This is a genomic window from Amycolatopsis sp. NPDC028719 (genome assembly GCF_055565395.1).
In genome coordinates this window covers 481,487-497,786 of record NZ_JBVHUL010000004.1, presented here as the reverse complement: position 1 = coordinate 497,786, position 16,300 = coordinate 481,487, and the positions used below count along the sequence as shown (strand labels likewise).

At 70.9% G+C, this 16,300-nt stretch carries 11 protein-coding genes; 8 read left to right on the top strand and 3 right to left on the bottom strand.

Features of this window, described 5'->3' with window-relative positions; genetic code table 11:
* The first annotated feature begins 34 nt into the window (after positions 1-34).
* From ACZ4TR_RS20805 to ACZ4TR_RS20785, 5 genes are all read left to right on the top strand, one after another.
* Positions 35-1,651 (top strand): FAD-dependent oxidoreductase, encoded by a 1,617-nt coding sequence (locus tag ACZ4TR_RS20805; RefSeq protein WP_465288566.1) that lies wholly within the window; start codon positions 35-37, stop codon positions 1,649-1,651.
* 47 nt (positions 1,652-1,698) lie between these two features.
* The gene (locus ACZ4TR_RS20800) at positions 1,699-2,754 is read left to right on the top strand and encodes a LacI family DNA-binding transcriptional regulator (RefSeq protein ID WP_465288565.1); all 1,056 of its coding nucleotides are present in this window, start codon (positions 1,699-1,701) and stop codon (positions 2,752-2,754) included.
* A gap of 73 nt (positions 2,755-2,827) precedes the next feature.
* Positions 2,828-4,117, top strand: coding sequence for an ABC transporter substrate-binding protein (locus ACZ4TR_RS20795; RefSeq protein WP_465288564.1), 1,290 nt, complete (start codon positions 2,828-2,830; stop codon positions 4,115-4,117).
* A gap of 59 nt (positions 4,118-4,176) precedes the next feature.
* A complete protein-coding gene (locus ACZ4TR_RS20790; protein WP_465288563.1) occupies positions 4,177-5,052 on the top strand; it encodes a carbohydrate ABC transporter permease in 876 nt (291 codons plus the stop codon).
* Complete coding sequence (locus ACZ4TR_RS20785; protein WP_465288562.1) at positions 5,042-5,869, top strand: carbohydrate ABC transporter permease; 828 nt, start codon at positions 5,042-5,044, stop codon at positions 5,867-5,869. Before ACZ4TR_RS20790 ends, ACZ4TR_RS20785 begins: the two co-directional genes overlap by 11 nt.
* 1,760 nt (positions 5,870-7,629) lie before the next feature.
* Here ACZ4TR_RS20785 and ACZ4TR_RS20780 read toward each other — a convergent pair.
* Positions 7,630-9,534: a sensor histidine kinase gene (locus ACZ4TR_RS20780; RefSeq protein ID WP_465288561.1), complete on the bottom strand. Its 1,905-nt coding sequence runs from the start codon at positions 9,532-9,534 to the stop codon at positions 7,630-7,632.
* Complete coding sequence (locus ACZ4TR_RS20775; protein WP_364519078.1) at positions 9,524-10,219, bottom strand: response regulator transcription factor; 696 nt, start codon at positions 10,217-10,219, stop codon at positions 9,524-9,526. The genes ACZ4TR_RS20780 and ACZ4TR_RS20775 overlap by 11 nt, the downstream gene beginning before the upstream one ends.
* A gap of 159 nt (positions 10,220-10,378) precedes the next feature.
* On the opposite strand from ACZ4TR_RS20775, the gene ACZ4TR_RS20770 reads away from it, so the two are divergent.
* Positions 10,379-13,522 carry a GH92 family glycosyl hydrolase gene (locus ACZ4TR_RS20770; protein ID WP_465288560.1) on the top strand — a complete coding sequence of 1,048 codons (3,144 nt, stop codon included), beginning with the start codon at positions 10,379-10,381 and terminating at the stop codon, positions 13,520-13,522.
* Between the two features lie 86 nt (positions 13,523-13,608).
* On the opposite strand, the gene ACZ4TR_RS20765 is transcribed toward ACZ4TR_RS20770, so the two are convergent.
* Complete coding sequence (locus ACZ4TR_RS20765; RefSeq protein WP_465288559.1) at positions 13,609-14,472, bottom strand: esterase/lipase family protein; 864 nt, start codon at positions 14,470-14,472, stop codon at positions 13,609-13,611.
* A gap of 124 nt (positions 14,473-14,596) precedes the next feature.
* Between ACZ4TR_RS20765 and ACZ4TR_RS20760 the strand changes: the two genes are divergently transcribed.
* The gene (locus ACZ4TR_RS20760) at positions 14,597-15,715 is read left to right on the top strand and encodes a PucR family transcriptional regulator (RefSeq protein ID WP_465288558.1); all 1,119 of its coding nucleotides are present in this window, start codon (positions 14,597-14,599) and stop codon (positions 15,713-15,715) included.
* Between the two features lie 95 nt (positions 15,716-15,810).
* Complete coding sequence (locus ACZ4TR_RS20755) at positions 15,811-16,299, top strand: hypothetical protein (RefSeq protein WP_465288557.1); 489 nt, start codon at positions 15,811-15,813, stop codon at positions 16,297-16,299.
* The last annotated feature ends 1 nt before the right edge of the window (position 16,300 follow it).

The window sequence follows — 16,300 nt, the reverse complement described above, 5'->3', positions numbered from 1 at the left end:
AGTAATTCGAATTATCAGCGGCGGGGAAGGCTTCATGAGGGAACTGGACACGGAGATTCTGGTGGTCGGCGGGGGACTCGGCGGGGTCGCCGCCGCGCTGGCCGCGGCGTCCTGCGGCCGGCGGGTCGTGCTCACCGAGGAGACCGGCTGGGTCGGCGGCCAGCTCACCACCCAGGCCGTGCCGCCGGACGAGAACCCCTGGATCGAGCGGTTCGGCTCCACCCGCACCTACCGCGACCTGCGTGCGGGCATCCGCGACCACTACCGCCGCCACTACCCGCTGCGCGCCGAAGCCGCGAAGCGCCCGGAGCTGAACCCGGGCGCGGGGAGGGTCAGCAAGCTCTGCCACGAACCCCGCGTCGCCCTGGCCGTCCTCGAGGCCATGCTCGCGCCGCACGTCAGCGCCGGGCGGATCCACGTCCTGCGCCACCACCGCCCGGTCGCGGCGCACACCACCGGCGACCGCGTCGACGCCGTGGTCCTCGAAGGCGAAGACCGCGTCACCGTCAAAGCCCAGTACGTCCTCGACGCCACCGAGAACGGCGACCTCCTGCCGCTCACCGGCACCGAGCACGTCACCGGCGCCGAAGCCCGCAGTGAGCACGGCGAACCGAACGCGCCCGAGCAGGCCGACCCGGCCAACCTGCAAGGCATCACCTACTGCTTCGCGGTTTCCCACCACCAAGGCGAAAACCACGTCATCGACAGGCCGGAGATGTACGGCTTCTGGCGCGACTACCAGCCGGACTTCTGGCCCGGCCCGCTGCTCGGCTTCGTCGCGCCCGACCCGCGGACGCTCGAGCCCGTCAAGCGCACCTTCGTCCCGAACCCGCCGGGCGACCCGCTCGCCGTGAGCGCGGACCAGAGCGCCGACGCCGGGGACAAGGAACTGTGGGCGTTCCGCCGCATCCTGGCCCGCAACCTGCACACCGACGGTGCCTTCGACTCCGACATCACGCTCGTCAACTGGCCGCTCAACGACTACTGGCTCAAGCCCGCGCTGACGATCCCGGGCCACACGACCGAAGCAGACGTCGCCGAGGCGCACCACGAAGCCAAGCAGCTGAGCCTGTCCGTCCTGTACTGGCTGCAGACCGAAGCGCCCCGCGCGGACGGCGGCACCGGCTTCCCCGGCCTCAAGCTCCGCCCCGACGTCACCGACACGAAGGACGGCCTCGCGAAGTCCGCCTACGTCCGCGAAGCGCGGCGCATCAAGGCCGTCACGACCGTCACCGAGCACGACGTCTCGGCCGAGATCCTCGGCGTCGACGGCCGCGTCCGCCGCGAGGACGCCGTCGGGGTCGGGAGCTACCGGATCGACCTGCACCCGTCGACCGGCGGGGACAACTACATCGACGTCGCCAGCGTGCCCTACGAGATCCCGCTCGGCGCGCTGCTGCCCGTCCGCACGAAGAACCTCCTGCCCGCCGGCAAGAACATCGGCACCACGCACATCACCAACGGCTGCTTCCGGCTGCACCCGGTGGAGTGGAACATCGGCGAGGTCGCCGGGCTGCTCGCCGCGTTCGCCCTCACCGAGGACGTCGAACCTCACGACGTCAAGACCGACCCGCGCCTCTTCGAGGACTTCGCCCGCGTGCTGGACGCCGCCGGGGTGGAACGCCGGTGGCCGGAAGTGCGGGGGTACTGAAGTGCCGCCGGTAAGGTTCGACGCAGTCACGCTGGAGGGAGTCACGGATGACGGCGGGTTCGGGCCGGGTCACGCAGGCCCAGGTGGCGCGCCTGGCCGGCGTCTCGCAGGCCGTCGTCTCGATGGTGCTCAACGGCTCCGACAGCCTGCGCATCACCCCCGAGACCCGCGACCGCGTGCAGCAGGTGCTCCGCGAAACCGGCTACACCGTGGACATCATGGGGCGCCGGCTGCGCGGCGGGACCAACCAGATCCTCGGCGTCTTCACCTACGAGTCGGTGTTCCCGTCCGGGGTGGCCGACTTCTACCGGCCGTTCCTGCTCGGCATCGAGGAGGAGGCCGAGGCCCAGGGCTTCGACCTGCTGCTGTTCACCAGCGGTGGCCGCCGCGACGGGCGCCGCCGCATCTACGAGGCGGGCACGAACCGGCTGCGCATCGCCGACGGCTCGATCCTGCTCGGCCGCCACAACGACCCGCAGGAGCTCGCGCAGCTCGTCGAGGAACAGTTCCCGTTCGTGTTCGTCGGGCGCCGCGAGTCGCCGACCGGGCCGATCAGCTACGTCGGCGCGGACTACGTCGCGGCCACCCGTGAGGTCCACGAGCGGCTGTGGGACCTCGGGCACCGGCGGATCGGCCTGCTCAGCGTGACCGAGGAGAACGAGCCGACGCTCGACCGCCGCAGCGGGTACGAAGCGGCGGCGCGCAGGAGACGTCGGCCGCCGCTGGTGTTCCTCGAAGAGGACCCGGCCATCGCGCTGCGGCAGGTGCTCGACGAGGGCGTCACGGCGTTGCTCGTCGAGAGCTCGGCGATGGCCGACGGCATCCTCGCGTGCGCGCACGACCTCGGCCTGAAGGTGCCCGAAGATCTGTCGATCGTGGTGCTGGGCGACGCCGACCCGTCGCAGCAGCCCCAGGTGCATGCCGTCCCGAGCACCGCGACGGACTGGTCGATGTTCCGCATCCCGCGTCACGAAATGGGCGGGCACGCCGTGCGCGTGCTCGTCGGGCTGCTGAAGAACCCCGAGCCCCGGCAGCTGCTCCTGCCGTGCACGATTCACGAGGGCGCCACCACGGCGAAACCCTCCACAACAGACTCCCGCTGAGGCCGAACGGCCTGTTGACAGCACCGGCGGCGGCACTTACGGTCGCTGCTAATTCGAATAACCAGGAGGCATCGTGGCCTACCGGAGAATCCGGCTGCTCGCCGCGGCCCTGTCCGCCGTCGCACTGGCTTCGACGGCGTGCTCGGGCGGCGCCGGCGACGACAAGAACATCGCCCTGCGCATGACGGTCTGGACGACCGACAAGAACCAGCTCGCCCTCTTCGACTCCATCGCCGCCGAGTACCGCCAGGCCCACCCGGAGGTCGCGTCGGTCAAGTTCGACGTCGTCCCGGGGGACACCAGCGCCTACTCGGCCGCGCTCACCACCCAGCTCTCCGGCGGCAACCCGCCCGACCTGGCGTGGATCCTCGAACGCGACGCCCCCGACTTCGTGCAGTCCGGTGCGCTGGCCAACCTGAAGCCCACATTGGACGCGGCCGCCGGCTACAACGCCGGCGAGCTGGTCCCGTCCGCGACGAAGCTGTGGACCAAGGACAGCGGCCTGTACGCCTACCCGTTCTCGACGTCGCCGTTCGGCATGTTCTACAACAAGAACCTCCTCACCCAGGCAGGGATCACCGAGACCCCGGACCAGCTGCTCGCGAGTGGACGGTGGACCTGGGACGCCGCCCGGCGGATCGCCACCCAGGTCGCCGCGCGCGACACCGGCAAGGCCGGCCTGGTCATCCGGGAGTTCGAGTACAAGCAGTGGGTGCTGCTGGCTTCGGTGTGGCGCGGCTTCGGTGCCGACGCGTGGGGCCCGGACGGCAAGACCTGCGGGTTCTCGACCCCGGAGATGACGTCCGCGATGACGTTCCTGCACCAGGCGATCTTCACCGACAAGGCGCTGCCCGGCCCGGGCACGACGGCGGACTTCTTCGCCGGGGAAAGCGGCCTGACCATCGCGCAGATCAGCCGCGCCGGGCTGCTGAAGGCCAAGCCGTTCGAGTGGGGCATCGTCCCGCTGCCCGCCGGGCCGAAGGCGAACGCACAGGTCATCGGGCAGGCCGGGATCGGCGTGCCGGTGAAGGGCAAGCATGCCAAGGCCGCCGCGGACTTCCTCGCGTTCTTCACCAACCCGGCCAACTCGGCGAAGCTCGGGCAGTACTTCCCGCCGGCCCGCGACAGCCTGCTCAACGCGGCCACCCTCGCCAAGGCGAACCCGCTGTTCAGCCAGGACCAGCTGCAGAACGTCGTGGTGAACGGGATCAAGACCGGCGCGGTGCTGCCGTCGCACACCGGGAGCGCGCGGATCGCGTCGCTCGTCCAGTCCGCTTTGGACCCGATGTGGAAGCCGGACGCGAACGTGCCCGCCGCGCTGGCCGGTGTCTGCCAGGCCATCGACCCCGCGCTGAGCCAGTGACCGTGACGTCGGAGCGGCCCGCCGTGAGCGTCCCCGCCCGGCCGCGAAGTCCTTATTGGATGCAGTCGCGGCGGGACGCGCTGGCGGGGTGGATCTTCATCACCCCGCAGGCGCTCGGCTTCCTCGCCTTCGTGGTTGCGCCGCTCGCCGCCGTCGTCTGGTACAGCTTCCAGGACGTCAACCTGCTGGCCGGGACGTCGGCGTTCGCGGGCGCGGACAACTACGCGAAGCTCTTCGACGACCCGACCGCGCCGAAGGTCGCCCGTGCCACGGCGATCTTCTGCGTCGGCCTGGTCGTGCTGAACCTGGCGCTCGCGCTTTCGCTGGCGTTGCTGCTCAACCTGAAGCTGCGCGGGACCACGGTGTTCCGGACGGTCTTCTTCTCGCCGGTGGTCGTCACGCTCGTCGCGTGGACGATCGTGTGGAACTTCCTCCTGCAGGACAACGGCGGGATCAACGCGCTCCTGCAGACGATCGGCGTCGACGGGCCGAACTGGCTGCGCGGCAACGGCACGGCGATGCTGTCGGTGATCGTGGTGCAGGTGCTGAAGAACGTCGGGCTCAACATGGTGCTGTTCCTCGCGGCCCTCCAAGGCATTCCGGCGTCCATCATGGAGGCGTCGCAATTGGACGGTGCGGGACCGTGGCGCCGGTTCCGCTCGGTGATCCTCCCGATGATCAGTCCGACGACGCTGCTGACGGCGATCATCACGGTGGCCGGCGCGCTGCAGGTGTTCGCGCAGATCCAGGTGCTGACCCTCGGCGGGCCCGCGGACAGCACCAACGTGCTGGTGTTCTACTTCTACCAGCAGGCCTTCGCCAACCACGACCTCGGCTACGGCTCCGCGCTGGCCGTAGTGCTGTTCCTCGTCATCCTCGTGCTCACGCTGCTGCAGTGGCGGATGCGGAAGCGGTGGGTGTTCCATGAGTCGTAGGGCCAAGATCGCCTGCTACGCCGTGATGGTCGTGCTGGCCGTGCCGTTCGTGTTCCCCACCTGGTGGATGATCACGGCGTCGCTGCTGCCGGCCAACGAGGTGCTCGCGTACCCGCCGAAGCTGTTCCCGGCGTCCCCGCAGTGGGAGAACTACAGAGTCGCGTTCACGGACTTCCCGTTGGCGCAGCAGTACTTCAACAGCCTCTACATCGCGGTGCTCGTCACGCTCGGCACGATGTTCTTCTCTTCGCTGGCCGGCTACGCGTTCGCCCGCATCCGGTTCCGCGGCGAGAAGGTGTTCGGGCTGATCCTCGTCGGGCTGATGGTGCCGAGCGAGGTCACGATCATACCGCTGTTCCGGCTGGTCGACGACCTCGGGCTGACCAACACGCACTGGCCGCTGATCGTCGTCCCGATCTTCGGCGCGCCGAGCGTGCTGGCGACGTTCGTGATGCGGCAGTTCTTCATCACGATCCCGGGCGAACTCGAAGAAGCCGGCCGGCTCGACGGGCTCTCGCGGTTCGGGCTCTACCGCCGCGTCGCCCTGCCGATCGCCAAACCGGCGTTGGCCGCGGTCGCCATCTTCACGTTCCTCAACACGTGGAACTTCTTCCTGGAACCCCTCGTGTACCTGACCGACAAGAGCATGTTCACGCTGCCGGTGGCGCTGACGCAGTACGTCGACGTCTACGGCGGGCACCTCTGGAACGTCCAGCTCGCCGCCGCGACCACCACGGTCGTGCCGGTCCTGGTCGTGTTCATCATCGCGCAGCGCCAGTTCGTCGAAGGGCTCGCCCAGAGCGGCCTCAAAGGCTAGTGCTGCCGAACTGCTGGGAGGCAGTCGTGATCGATCGCAGAACCTTCCTCGGCGGAGCCACCGCCGCCGCGTTGCTGGGAATCGCCGGGACCGGGACGGCCTCGGCCGCCGTGCCGCCGCCGGCGGGACCGTTCCCGCCGCTCGCCCCGCTGCCGCCCGGCGCCCCGGACCGGCGGCTCTTCTCGCCCTTGGAGCAGCGCTTCGCGCCCTACCTCGCCATTTTGCCGGGCATTGTCAACGATGTCAGCACCGATCCCACCACGCTGGGCTTCTTCGGTGGCGGCTGGTGGCGCACGCCGAGCGAGCCGTACAACGCCCGCGTCCAGGAGCACGTCTACACCCTGAGCTGGTGCTACGCGAACCGGCGGCCGTGGAACCCGTACCACCTGGACCCCGCCCTGCGGAACCGGCTCGACGCGGCGATCGCGCACTACCTGAACCTGCAGCACGCCGACGGCTCGTTCCCGGAGTACTCGATCACCGAGAAGTCCAAGGCCGCCACCGGGTTCGGCCTCGGCTACCTCGCGAAGACCCTGGCCGACCTGCGCCAGGTCAACGCGCTGCCTGCCCGGCGCAGGGAGCTGGAAGCCGCGCTGCACCAGGGCATGACGTGGTTCCTCGACCCGGCCAATCCGATCTGGGCGCACCCGGTCGAGTACGCCAACCAGAACACGTCCGGGCTGGCGTCATCCCAGCTGGCGCTGAAGCTGAATCCGGACGCCGAGCTGGCCCGGGAGCTGCACGACCGCATCGAGTTCCTCGCGGTGAACGGCCAGAGCCCGGCCGGGTTCTTCTACGAGCCGACCGGGATGGACGTCAACTACAACTTCGAGGTGATGCTCCCGGAGCTCGCCGAGATCTACGCGCTGACCCGCAACCGGACGGTCGTGGGGATGGCCCGGAGGTTCGCGGACTGGTTCGGCTACAACGTCGTCCGCGAGCCGGACGGCTCCGGCTCGCTGACCTACGTGGCGACGTCGAGCCGCACGCACGTCTCGTGCTACGACGACGTCATCCCGGATCCCGACCGGACCAACCTCGGCTCGCTGTTCGTGCCGGAGGTCCCGGACCTGGCCGCGTTCTTCACCACCCGCGAGGACCGCGCCGAGACCCGGAGACAGTGGGCGAAGACGCCGGGCCCGGCGATCGGGCCGGCCAAGCAGGACACCTCGCCGCGCATCCTCGCCCACGTCTCCTACGGCGAGGCTTTCCCGTCGCACGGCGAGAAGCAGGCGTCGATCCGGCAGCTGCCGTACCTGCGCTCGACCGACTTTGCCGTCCAGCGCCGGGACGCCGGGCTGAACCAGACGTACGTCTACGTGCGGCGGCCGCAGCTCTACCTCGCCGGGTTCTGGGGCACCCGGCCGTCGAGCTACGTCCGCGGCGCGCAGGGCATGCTGTGGCACCCGCGGGCCGGCATGGTCGTCCACTCGCAGCAGGACGACACGCAGTGCTGGGCCAGCCTGCTCCCGAACGGCACCCCGGACGCCCGCGGCCTGCTGGACGCGACGTACGCCATCGGCGACCGCGCGTGGGACGGCACCCGGAAGGTGCCCGGCTCCGCACCGGTCGTCGTCCGGTACGGCCTGGACACCCGGATCCGGACGGACTTGACGATCACGCGCGACACCGTCACCCGCGCGGTCCGCGGCACGACCCCGCTCACCGAGCAGATCCCGCTGGTCCTGCACCCGGGCGACGACGTGCGGTTCGCCGACGGCACGCCGGTCGCCTACGGTGCCGACGCGAGCGCGACGGCGTCAGGGCTGACGATCCGCCGCGGCCGCACGACGATCACGATCGGCTGGGGCACGTCCCTGGGCGCGACCGTCACCGCCACCGCCGTCACCTTCCTCCGCGACGGCGCCCGGCGGCTGCACGTCCTGCGCGTCCCGCACCCCGGCACCCTCACCACGGAGATCCGGCTTCGGTAGCCGGACGGTGAACGTCGAGCCCATGTCCACTTCGGACTCGACGGTCACGGTGCCGCCGTGCGCCTCGACCAGGTGCCGCACGATGGCGAGGCCGAGCCCGCTGCCGCCGGTCTGGCGGCTGCGGGACTTCTCGGCCCGCCAGAACCGGTCGAACACGTGCGGCAGGTCCCCGGCGGCGATGCCGGTGCCGGTGTCCGCGACGGCGATCACCACCTCGTCCACAGTGGACGACACGTGGATCGTCACGCGGCCCCCGGCCGGCGTGTGCCGGACCGCGTTGGTCACCAGGTTGCCGACGATCTGGCGCAGGCGCACCGGGTCGGCCTCGAACCCCGTCTCGCCGTGGGCCGAAACGCCGAGCGTGACACCGGCCGCGGCGGCCCGGTCGGCGTGCGCGGCGGCGACGTGGCCGGCCAGCTCGGCCGCGTCGACGAACTCCGGGTGCAGCCGCAGCCGGCCGGCGTCGGCCGCGGCGAGGTCCTGCAGGTCCTCGACGATGTGCTGCAGCAGCACGGTTTCCTCGAGCAGCGACGCCGACAGGGCGTGGTCGAACGGCAGGTGGCCGTCCTCGGCGGCCTCCAGCCGGCCGCGGATGACGTTGAGCGGGTTGCGCAGCTCGTGGGCGATGTCGCTGACCATCGCCTTGCGCTGCTCCTCGATGCGCTCGCGGCGGGCGGTGAGGTCGTTGAAGGCGGCGGCGAGGTAGCCGACCTCGTCGCGGGACTTCACCGGCGCCGGCCGGTCCTGCTGCGCCGCCTCGGTCAGCGCGCGCAGCGGCCGGGACAGCCGGCGCGCGACGAGCACCGTGATCGCGGCCGCCAGCACCAGCACGCCCCCGGTCACCGCGAGGATCCGCGCCAGGTTCTCCCGCGACAGCGCGAACGTCGGCAGCTGCGAGCCGCCCGGGCCGAGCGTGAAGAGCAGCGCGGGCGGCGCGACGAACGGCGTGAGCTGCTCGCGGCGGGCCGAGTCGAGGCAACCGCGGCTCGGCCCCTGGGCGGGGCTCCCGAACACCTGGAGGTCGAGGTCCAGTTTCACCGCGTCCGCGCCCTGGCTCTGCAGGCAGCGGTTCACGGCCTCGTTGAGGCTGTCGAGCGCGGCTTGCTCGGTCGGGGTCGGCACGGCCAGTTCGTAGATCCCGCACTTGGCCGCGAAGTAGCGGACGCTGAGCGGGTCCGTCCCGGTGAGCTGCGCCCGCCCGCTCGCCGACTCCCGCACCTCGCCGGCGATGCCCATCCGGTCGAGGCAGGCGGCGGCCTTCCTGGCCAGGCCTTCGACGTCGTCGCGTTCCTTCTGCGGCAGCCGGAACGGGCCCACCGCGCGCGGGTCGATGCCGCTGGTGCCCGCCTGGGGCAGCAGCACCGGGTCGACGTGCAGCGGGTCGACCGACGCGGTCGCCTTCACCGGCAGGGTGACCGGCGCGCCGCCGGAGTCGCCGAGGACGCGGCGGTCGAGGGTGGTCAGCACGATCCGGCGGCCGGTCTGGTCCGACAGCGTCTTGAGCTTCGGCCCGACCTGGTCCCAGGTGTGGTTGGCCGCCGCGAAGCCGAGCACCTCGGTGTAGATGGTCGCGTCGCCGGAGAGGGCCTGGCCCTGCTCCTGCTGGATCGCGCGGGTGGTGGTCTGCACGGCGAGCCACGCGGTCGCGGCGATCGAGCCCAGCGCGATCAGCAGGGAGACGGCGGTCAGCCGGACGACGAGACTGCGCCTGAGGGGGAAGCTACGCGTCATCGTCCGCCGTCAGCTTGTAGCCCACGCCGAACACGGTGCGCAGGTAGACGGGTCTCTGCGGGTCCGGCTCGAGCTTCTTGCGCAGGTTGAGCACGTGGACGTCGATGATCCGGGTGCTGACGAACCGGTCGTCGCCGCGGGTGAGCTCCAGCAGCTGCCGGCGGGTGAACACCCGGCCCGGCTGCCGGATGAGCGTCTCGAGCAGCTGGAACTCACCCGGCGTCGTCTCCACCGGGCGGCCGTCGATCGCCACCTCGTGCCGCACCGGGTCGAGCCGCAGCGCGCCGGCGCGCAACGCCGTGTCGGGCGGTTCGCTGCGCGTCGCTGTCCGGCGCAGCAGCGTCCGGACGCGGGCCATCAGCTCGCGCGGGCTGTACGGCTTGGTGAGGTAGTCGTCGGCGCCGAGGTCGAGGCCGAGCAGCAGGTCGTCCTCGGTGGCGCGGGCGGTGAGCATCAGCACCGCGACGTCGGACTCGCCGCGCAGGATCCGGCAGACGTCGAGGCCGTCGACCTTGGGCATCATCACGTCGAGGACCAGCAGGTCGGGGCACTCGCGGCGGGCCTCGTCGAGCGCCGCCCGGCCGTCCGGGGCCAGCACGACGGTGTGACCCTCGCTTTCGAGGTAGAGCCGGAGGACCTCGGCCTGCTTCTCGTCGTCCTCGGCGACCAGTACACGTGCGCACACGGCGTCGAGGTTAGGCGCACTGACACGGTCGCCACCCGATCCTGACCGGATCTTCATACCTTGAGGGGCACGAGCCAGGTCTTTGTCAAAGTGTTGACCCCGAGCCCGTCCACAGGCAAAGGTCGGATGAAATGGTCGGCGTCGATCGGGAGGCACCCGGTGCGGTTCGGATTCATGGCGGCTCTCGTGACGACGGCGGTGCTCGCGGCACCCGCCGTCGCTTCGGCGGCTCCGACAACGATGTCACCCGGGTCTCCGCTGGTCAGTGATCCGTCGGCGTACGTCGACCCGCTGATCGGGACCGGCCGCGGCGGCAGTTCGGTCGGCGAGATCAACAACTTCCCCGGGCCGGCGGCACCGTTCGGGATGATGCAGTTCTCCCCGGACACGCAGGGCGCGTACGCCGGCTACCAGTACCACTCCGACCAGATCCGAGGTTTCAGCCTCGACCACGCCTCCGTCGGCTGCAACGCGTTCGGCGACGTGCCGATCCTGCCGGTCACCGGCGACGTCGGCAGCGCGCCCTGGGACCGCGTCGAGCACTTCACCCACGACGACGAGAAGGCCGAACCGGGCTACTACGCCGTGACGCTCGCCGACTCGAAGGTCCGGGCCGAGCTGACCGCCACGACCCGCACCGGGCTGGCGACGTTCACCTACCCGGCCGGGTCGACGCCGCAGGTGCTGGTCAAGGGCGGCGCGAGCCTTGCCGGGAACTCCGCCGCCACCCTGAAGATCACCGGTGACCGCGAGGTCAGCGGTTCGGCGACCACCGGGAACTTCTGCGGCAAGGGGAACCACTACACCGTCTACTACGCCATCGCGTTCGACCAGCCGTTCACCGCGCACGGCACCTGGGACGGCGCCGGCGTCAAACCCGGGACCGACAGCGTCGACTCGCCCAAGGCGGGTGCGTACCTGACGTTCGGTTCGGAGACCGTGCACGCCAAGGTGTCGATGTCCTACGTGGGCGTCGACGGCGCGAAGGCCAACATGGCGGCGGAGGTGCCGGGCTTCGACTTCGCCGCCGTCCGGAAGTCCACCCGGGACCGGTGGACGCAGGCGCTGGGCAAGATCCGCGTCGCGGGGCGCGACACCGCGCAGCTCAAGACGTTCTACACCGCGCTGTACCACTCGCTGATGCACCCGAACACGTTCGACGACGCCGACGGGCGCTACATCGGCTTCGACGACCAGGTCCGCACCTTGCCGAAGGGGCGGCACCAGTACGCGAACTTCTCCGACTGGGACACCTACCGCTCGCTCGCGCCGCTGCACGCCATGCTCTTCCCGAAGGAAGCCAGCGACATGGCGCAGTCGCTGACGAACGACGCCGTGCAGGGTGGCTGGTGGCCGCGCTGGCCGATGGCGAACGACTACACCGGCCAGATGACCGGGGACAGCTCGGTCGCGCTGATCTCGAACCTGTACGCGTTCGGCGCCCGCGACTTCGACGTCAAGACCGCGCTGAAGTACCTCGTCAAGGGCGCGACCTCGGTCGACGACACGCCTGGCGCGTACCAGGAACGGCGCGGCATCGCGGACTACGTCGCGCGCGGGTACCTGCCGAACAACGACGCTTCGCGCGGTGACCACGCCCGCGTCGGCGCGTCGATCACCCTCGAATGGGCCATCGACGACTTCGCCATCGCTCAGTTCGCCCAGGGCATCGGCGACCGCGACGTCGCGCGCGAGTTCACCCAGCGCGGCCAGAACTGGCAGAACATCTTCAACCCCTCGACGGGGTACCTCCAGCCGCGCGCGCAGGACGGCCGCTTCCCGGACGGCCCGGCGTACGTGCCGCCGCCGCCCGGCAAGTTCGGCCAGGACGGCTTCGACGAGGGCAACGCCGCGCAGTACACCTGGCTGGTGCCGCAGGACCCGGCCGGCCTGGTGACGGCGATGGGCGGGCCCGCGGCGGTGTCACAGCGGCTGGACACCTTCTTCCAGAAGCTGAACGCCGGCCCGAACGAGCCGTACATGTGGGCCGGCAACGAGCCCGACTTCGGCGTCCCGTTCCTGTACAACCACGTCGGGCAGCCGTGGAAGACGCAGCAGGTGGTCCGCGAGATCGCGACGACGCTGTTCAGCGCGACCCCGGACGGCGAGCCGGGCAACGACGACCTCGGCGCGCAGTCGTCGTGGTACGTCTGGGCCGCGCTCGGCATCTACCCGGGGACGCCGGGGACGCCGGACCTGGTCGTGGGCAGCCCGCTGTTCGAGCGTGCCGTGCTCTCGCTGCCGAACGGGCGGGCCATCGACGTCCACGCGCCCCAGGCGCCGGCGACGTACGTCCACGACCTGGCGCTCAACGGCCGTGACTGGGACCGCACGTACCTGCCCGCGAACACCGCGCGCGACGGCGGGCGGCTGGACTTCTCGCTGGTGTCCACTCCGGACAAGCGCTGGGCGGCGAACTCGGCCCCGCCGTCCTACCGGGACAGTGAGCGACCGTTCCTGGCGTCGGCGACCAACCAGGTCGTCGTCGAACCCGGCACCAGCGGCGAGGCCACGGTGAGCGGGCAGCGGCTCGGCGGGCACGACCGCGTTCTGGACGTGGCCACGCAGGCCCCGGCGGGGATCACGGTCACCGGTCCTCGGCAGCTCCGGCTCGACGACCGGACGGGCAGCGGCACCGCGAAGCTGACGGTGTCGGTGGCGGCCGGGACACCCGAGGGCTACTACCGGGTCCCGGTGACGGTCCGCGGCGGCGGGAATTCGGTGCCCGGTTCGGTGATCGTGCTGGTCGCGCCGAAGGGCGGACTCGCGGCGGCGTATTCGAACGTCGGCATCTCCGACGACGGCGACACCGGTTCGGCCGACATCGACGGCGCCGGGAACAGCCTCTCCCGGCAGGCCCTGGCCACGGCGGGCTTGGTCGGCGGCAAGACGGCTTCGGCGGCCGGCACGACGTTCACCTGGCCCGCCGCGCCGGCGGGACGGCCGGACAACGTCGTCGCGGCCGGGCAGACCGTGCAGGTGTCCGGGACCCGGCTGTCGTTCGTGGGCACCGCCTCGAACGGCGACCACCGCGGCTCCGCGACGGTCACCTTCACCGACGGCACCACCGCCCAGGCGGACCTGTCGTTCGGCGACTGGGTGTTCCCGGGCGGCGGCACGGACCCGGTGTTCGGCAACACGCTGGTGGCCCGCACCGACCACCGCAACCAGCCGGGCGGCCCGGGCGGCGGGGCGTCGGTGTACGCGACGGCGCCGTTCGACGCCCCGGCCGGGAAGCGGATCGCCTCGGTGACCCTGCCTGCGGACCCGGACCTGCACGTGTTCGCGATCGGCCTGGCCTGAGGTAGCCGGAAGGCCGTGAATGTCGCATTGAGGGACTTGAAGTCCCTCAATGCGACATTCACGGCTTTGGGCAGCAGGTCAGCAGGTCAGCCGGGGGAGCCCACCGCGCAGACCCTGATCGGGGTGGCGTGCGCCGGGTCCAGGGCGGTGCGGACCAGGTGCCACACGTTCAGGTCGTAGGCCTCGCCGATGTGGCCGACCGGGTCGAACGGGCAGAAGTCCTGGACGTACTGGTTCTTCACCCCGGGCTCGCGGATGAACGACGTCTCGGTCGGGGTCACCAGCTCGTCGTAGCGTGAGGTGATGATCGTGTAGCCGATGCCGGGCTGGGCGACCGGGCCGGTGTTGAGCGCGACGATCGCGGCGCCGCCGTCCAGCTCGTCGGCGAAGATCGGCAGGCCGATCGTCTTGACGATGGTGTCCCAGGTGGACTTGCCGAGCAGCGTGTAGGCCAGCGTCAGGAGCCCGGACGCGTTGGCGCCGTGCGTCGGCGGGGCGATCGCGACGACCTGGCCGATCTCGCTCTGGATGCCCTGCATCTTGGCCAGGTAGATCGCCTGCAGGCCGCCTTCGGAGTGGCCGACGACGTCCACCTTGGCCGCGCCGGTGGCCGCGCGGACCTTTTCGACGAAGTTCTTGATCTCCAGCGACGACTCCGCGACCGGCGTGAGCCCGCCGACGAACGGGAACTGCGGGTAGGCGCCGTAGGTCAGGGAGAACGTGCAGTAGCCGCGGGCGGCCAGGTCGGCCTGGAGGAAGTTGAGGTCCTCGTAGTAGGTGGCGAAGGTGCCGTGGAGCAGCACGACCGGGTTCGGGTGGGCCGCGCTCGGGCGGCAGCCGAAGTCGTTGTTGCCGCCGGCCGTCGCGGCCTGGGCCGGCGCCGCCACGCCCAGGGCGAGCAGGCTCGCGATCCCGAGCCCGGCCAGCCATCGTTTCGTTCCCCGCACCATGGCGAAGTCCTCTCGTCTGGTTGCTATGCACAGCATGCGCCCGTTGATCAACGCTGTCTGCTGGCAGGACGAGCAGAAACTTGCCGACGGCGTTTGTGCATGGTGACAATGTGGCATGGATCCGGTGGCTGAGCTGTTCCCTCGATCGGGTGAGATCGCGGCCGCGATGATGGCTCGGTGCGCCGCCGAGATCCCCGCGTACCGGCTGCTGCCGGCGAGCGTGCTGGAGGGCGATCTGGTCGCCAACGCGGCGGCGGTGTTCGAGCTGTTCCTCACCACGGTCGCCGAGGACCGTCGGCCGACGTCCGGCGAACTGGCCCTGCCGATCGCCTGGGGGGCCGAACGCGCCCGCGACGGCCTGCCGCTGGACGCCGTGCTGAAGATCTACCCGCTGGCCGCGAGCGTCGCCTGGGAGATGGTGGACGGTGACCGCCTCGCGCTGGGCGCCCGGATGCTCGACTTCCTCGGTGAGGTGATGCCGCGCGTCGCGGAGGCGTACCTGCGCGAGCGCGACGAGCTGGACTGGGAGCACCGGGAGGACCGGCAGCACCTCGCCGCCAGCTTGCTCGCCGGCCGGCCGGTGCGCCGCCGCGAGCTGGCGGAAAGCTACGACGTCGTGGTGTTCCACCTGCCCGCGCTGCCGGCGTCCGGGGGATCCCGTGCGGCGACGGACCTCTTCCGCGCCGTCCGGTCCGAGTTGGACGGTCAACCGGACGTGCTGGTGACGGTCAAGGGTGACGGCGGCGTGCTGCTGGTGCCGGTGGCGTCACCGGTGTCGTCGGCCGCCTCGGTGGCGGCCCGGGTGGACCGCGTCTGCGGCCGTCCGTGCACCGCCGCGGCGGCTCGGGCGCCGGCTCTCGCCGACATTCCCGCCGCGCACTCCGAAGCCGTGGAAATCCTTGCCCTGGCGGAGAACCTGCGCCGGCCGCCCCGGCTCTACCGGCTGGCCGACCTGGCCATCGAGTACCAGCTTTCGCAGCCGAGCCCGGCGCGGGAAGCGCTCGCTCTCGTCCTGGCTCCGCTCGAGGACCACCCGCACCTGATCGACGCCCTGCGCGCGTTCGTGACGTCGGACTACAACCGCGGCGAAGCGGCGACGGCGTTGAACATCCACCGCAACACGCTGACGTACCGCCTGGGCCGCATCCAGCTGATCACGGGGTACGACGCGACGCGCCCCGCGGACGCCCGCCACCTGGCCGCCGCGATGACGGCTTACGACATCGTGCGCCAGAACGGCTGAATTCAACGGGATAACGCTTGCGTCGCGTTCTCGTGGATCCGTTGCGGATCCGGCCGGGAGGCCGATTCCAGGAAGCGACGGAAGAAGTGATTCCCATGAGAACTGCCGCAATTCTCGTCGCCGCCCTGGTCTCGGTGGGTGTGGCTGCCTGTGGAACGCCGGTCGTCGGCGTGCCGGTGCCGGTGGCCGTGCCGCCGGCGCCGACGACCAGTACCGCCGTAGTCGCCGTACCCGCGGCGCCGCAGACGGTGTACGTGCAGCAGCCACCCGCCTACGTCGCGCCGGTGGACACCGCGGAGGCGCGCACGGTGATCGCGTACTACGACGCGATCAACCGGCGCGACTTCGCGACGGCGTGGTCGCTCGGCGGCAGCCGCATCGCCGGCGGTGGCGGGTACACCAAGTACGTCAACGGTTTCGCGACGACGTCGTGGGCCACGGTGACCGTCACGGACGTGCGGGGCAGCACGGTCTCGGTCGTGCTGTCGGCCGTCCAGATCGACGGCAGCACGCGTACTTTTTCCGGCACGTACACCGTTTCCGGCGGCGTTGTCACCGGCAGCCACATGACCCGGACGAAATGAG

Bases quoted from the DNA above. Each gene is read 5' to 3' on its own strand.
- ACZ4TR_RS20805 (WP_465288566.1), top strand. From the start codon at position 35: ATGAGGGAACTGGACACGGAGATTCTGGTGGTCGGCGGGGGACTCGGC.
- ACZ4TR_RS20800 (WP_465288565.1), top strand. From the start codon at position 1,699: ATGACGGCGGGTTCGGGCCGGGTCACGCAGGCCCAGGTGGCGCGCCTG.
- ACZ4TR_RS20790 (WP_465288563.1), top strand. From the start codon at position 4,177: ATGCAGTCGCGGCGGGACGCGCTGGCGGGGTGGATCTTCATCACCCCG.
- ACZ4TR_RS20785 (WP_465288562.1), top strand. From the start codon at position 5,042: ATGAGTCGTAGGGCCAAGATCGCCTGCTACGCCGTGATGGTCGTGCTG.
- ACZ4TR_RS20780 (WP_465288561.1), bottom strand. From the start codon at position 9,534: ATGACGCGTAGCTTCCCCCTCAGGCGCAGTCTCGTCGTCCGGCTGACC.
- ACZ4TR_RS20765 (WP_465288559.1), bottom strand. From the start codon at position 14,472: ATGGTGCGGGGAACGAAACGATGGCTGGCCGGGCTCGGGATCGCGAGC.
- ACZ4TR_RS20755 (WP_465288557.1), top strand. From the start codon at position 15,811: ATGAGAACTGCCGCAATTCTCGTCGCCGCCCTGGTCTCGGTGGGTGTG.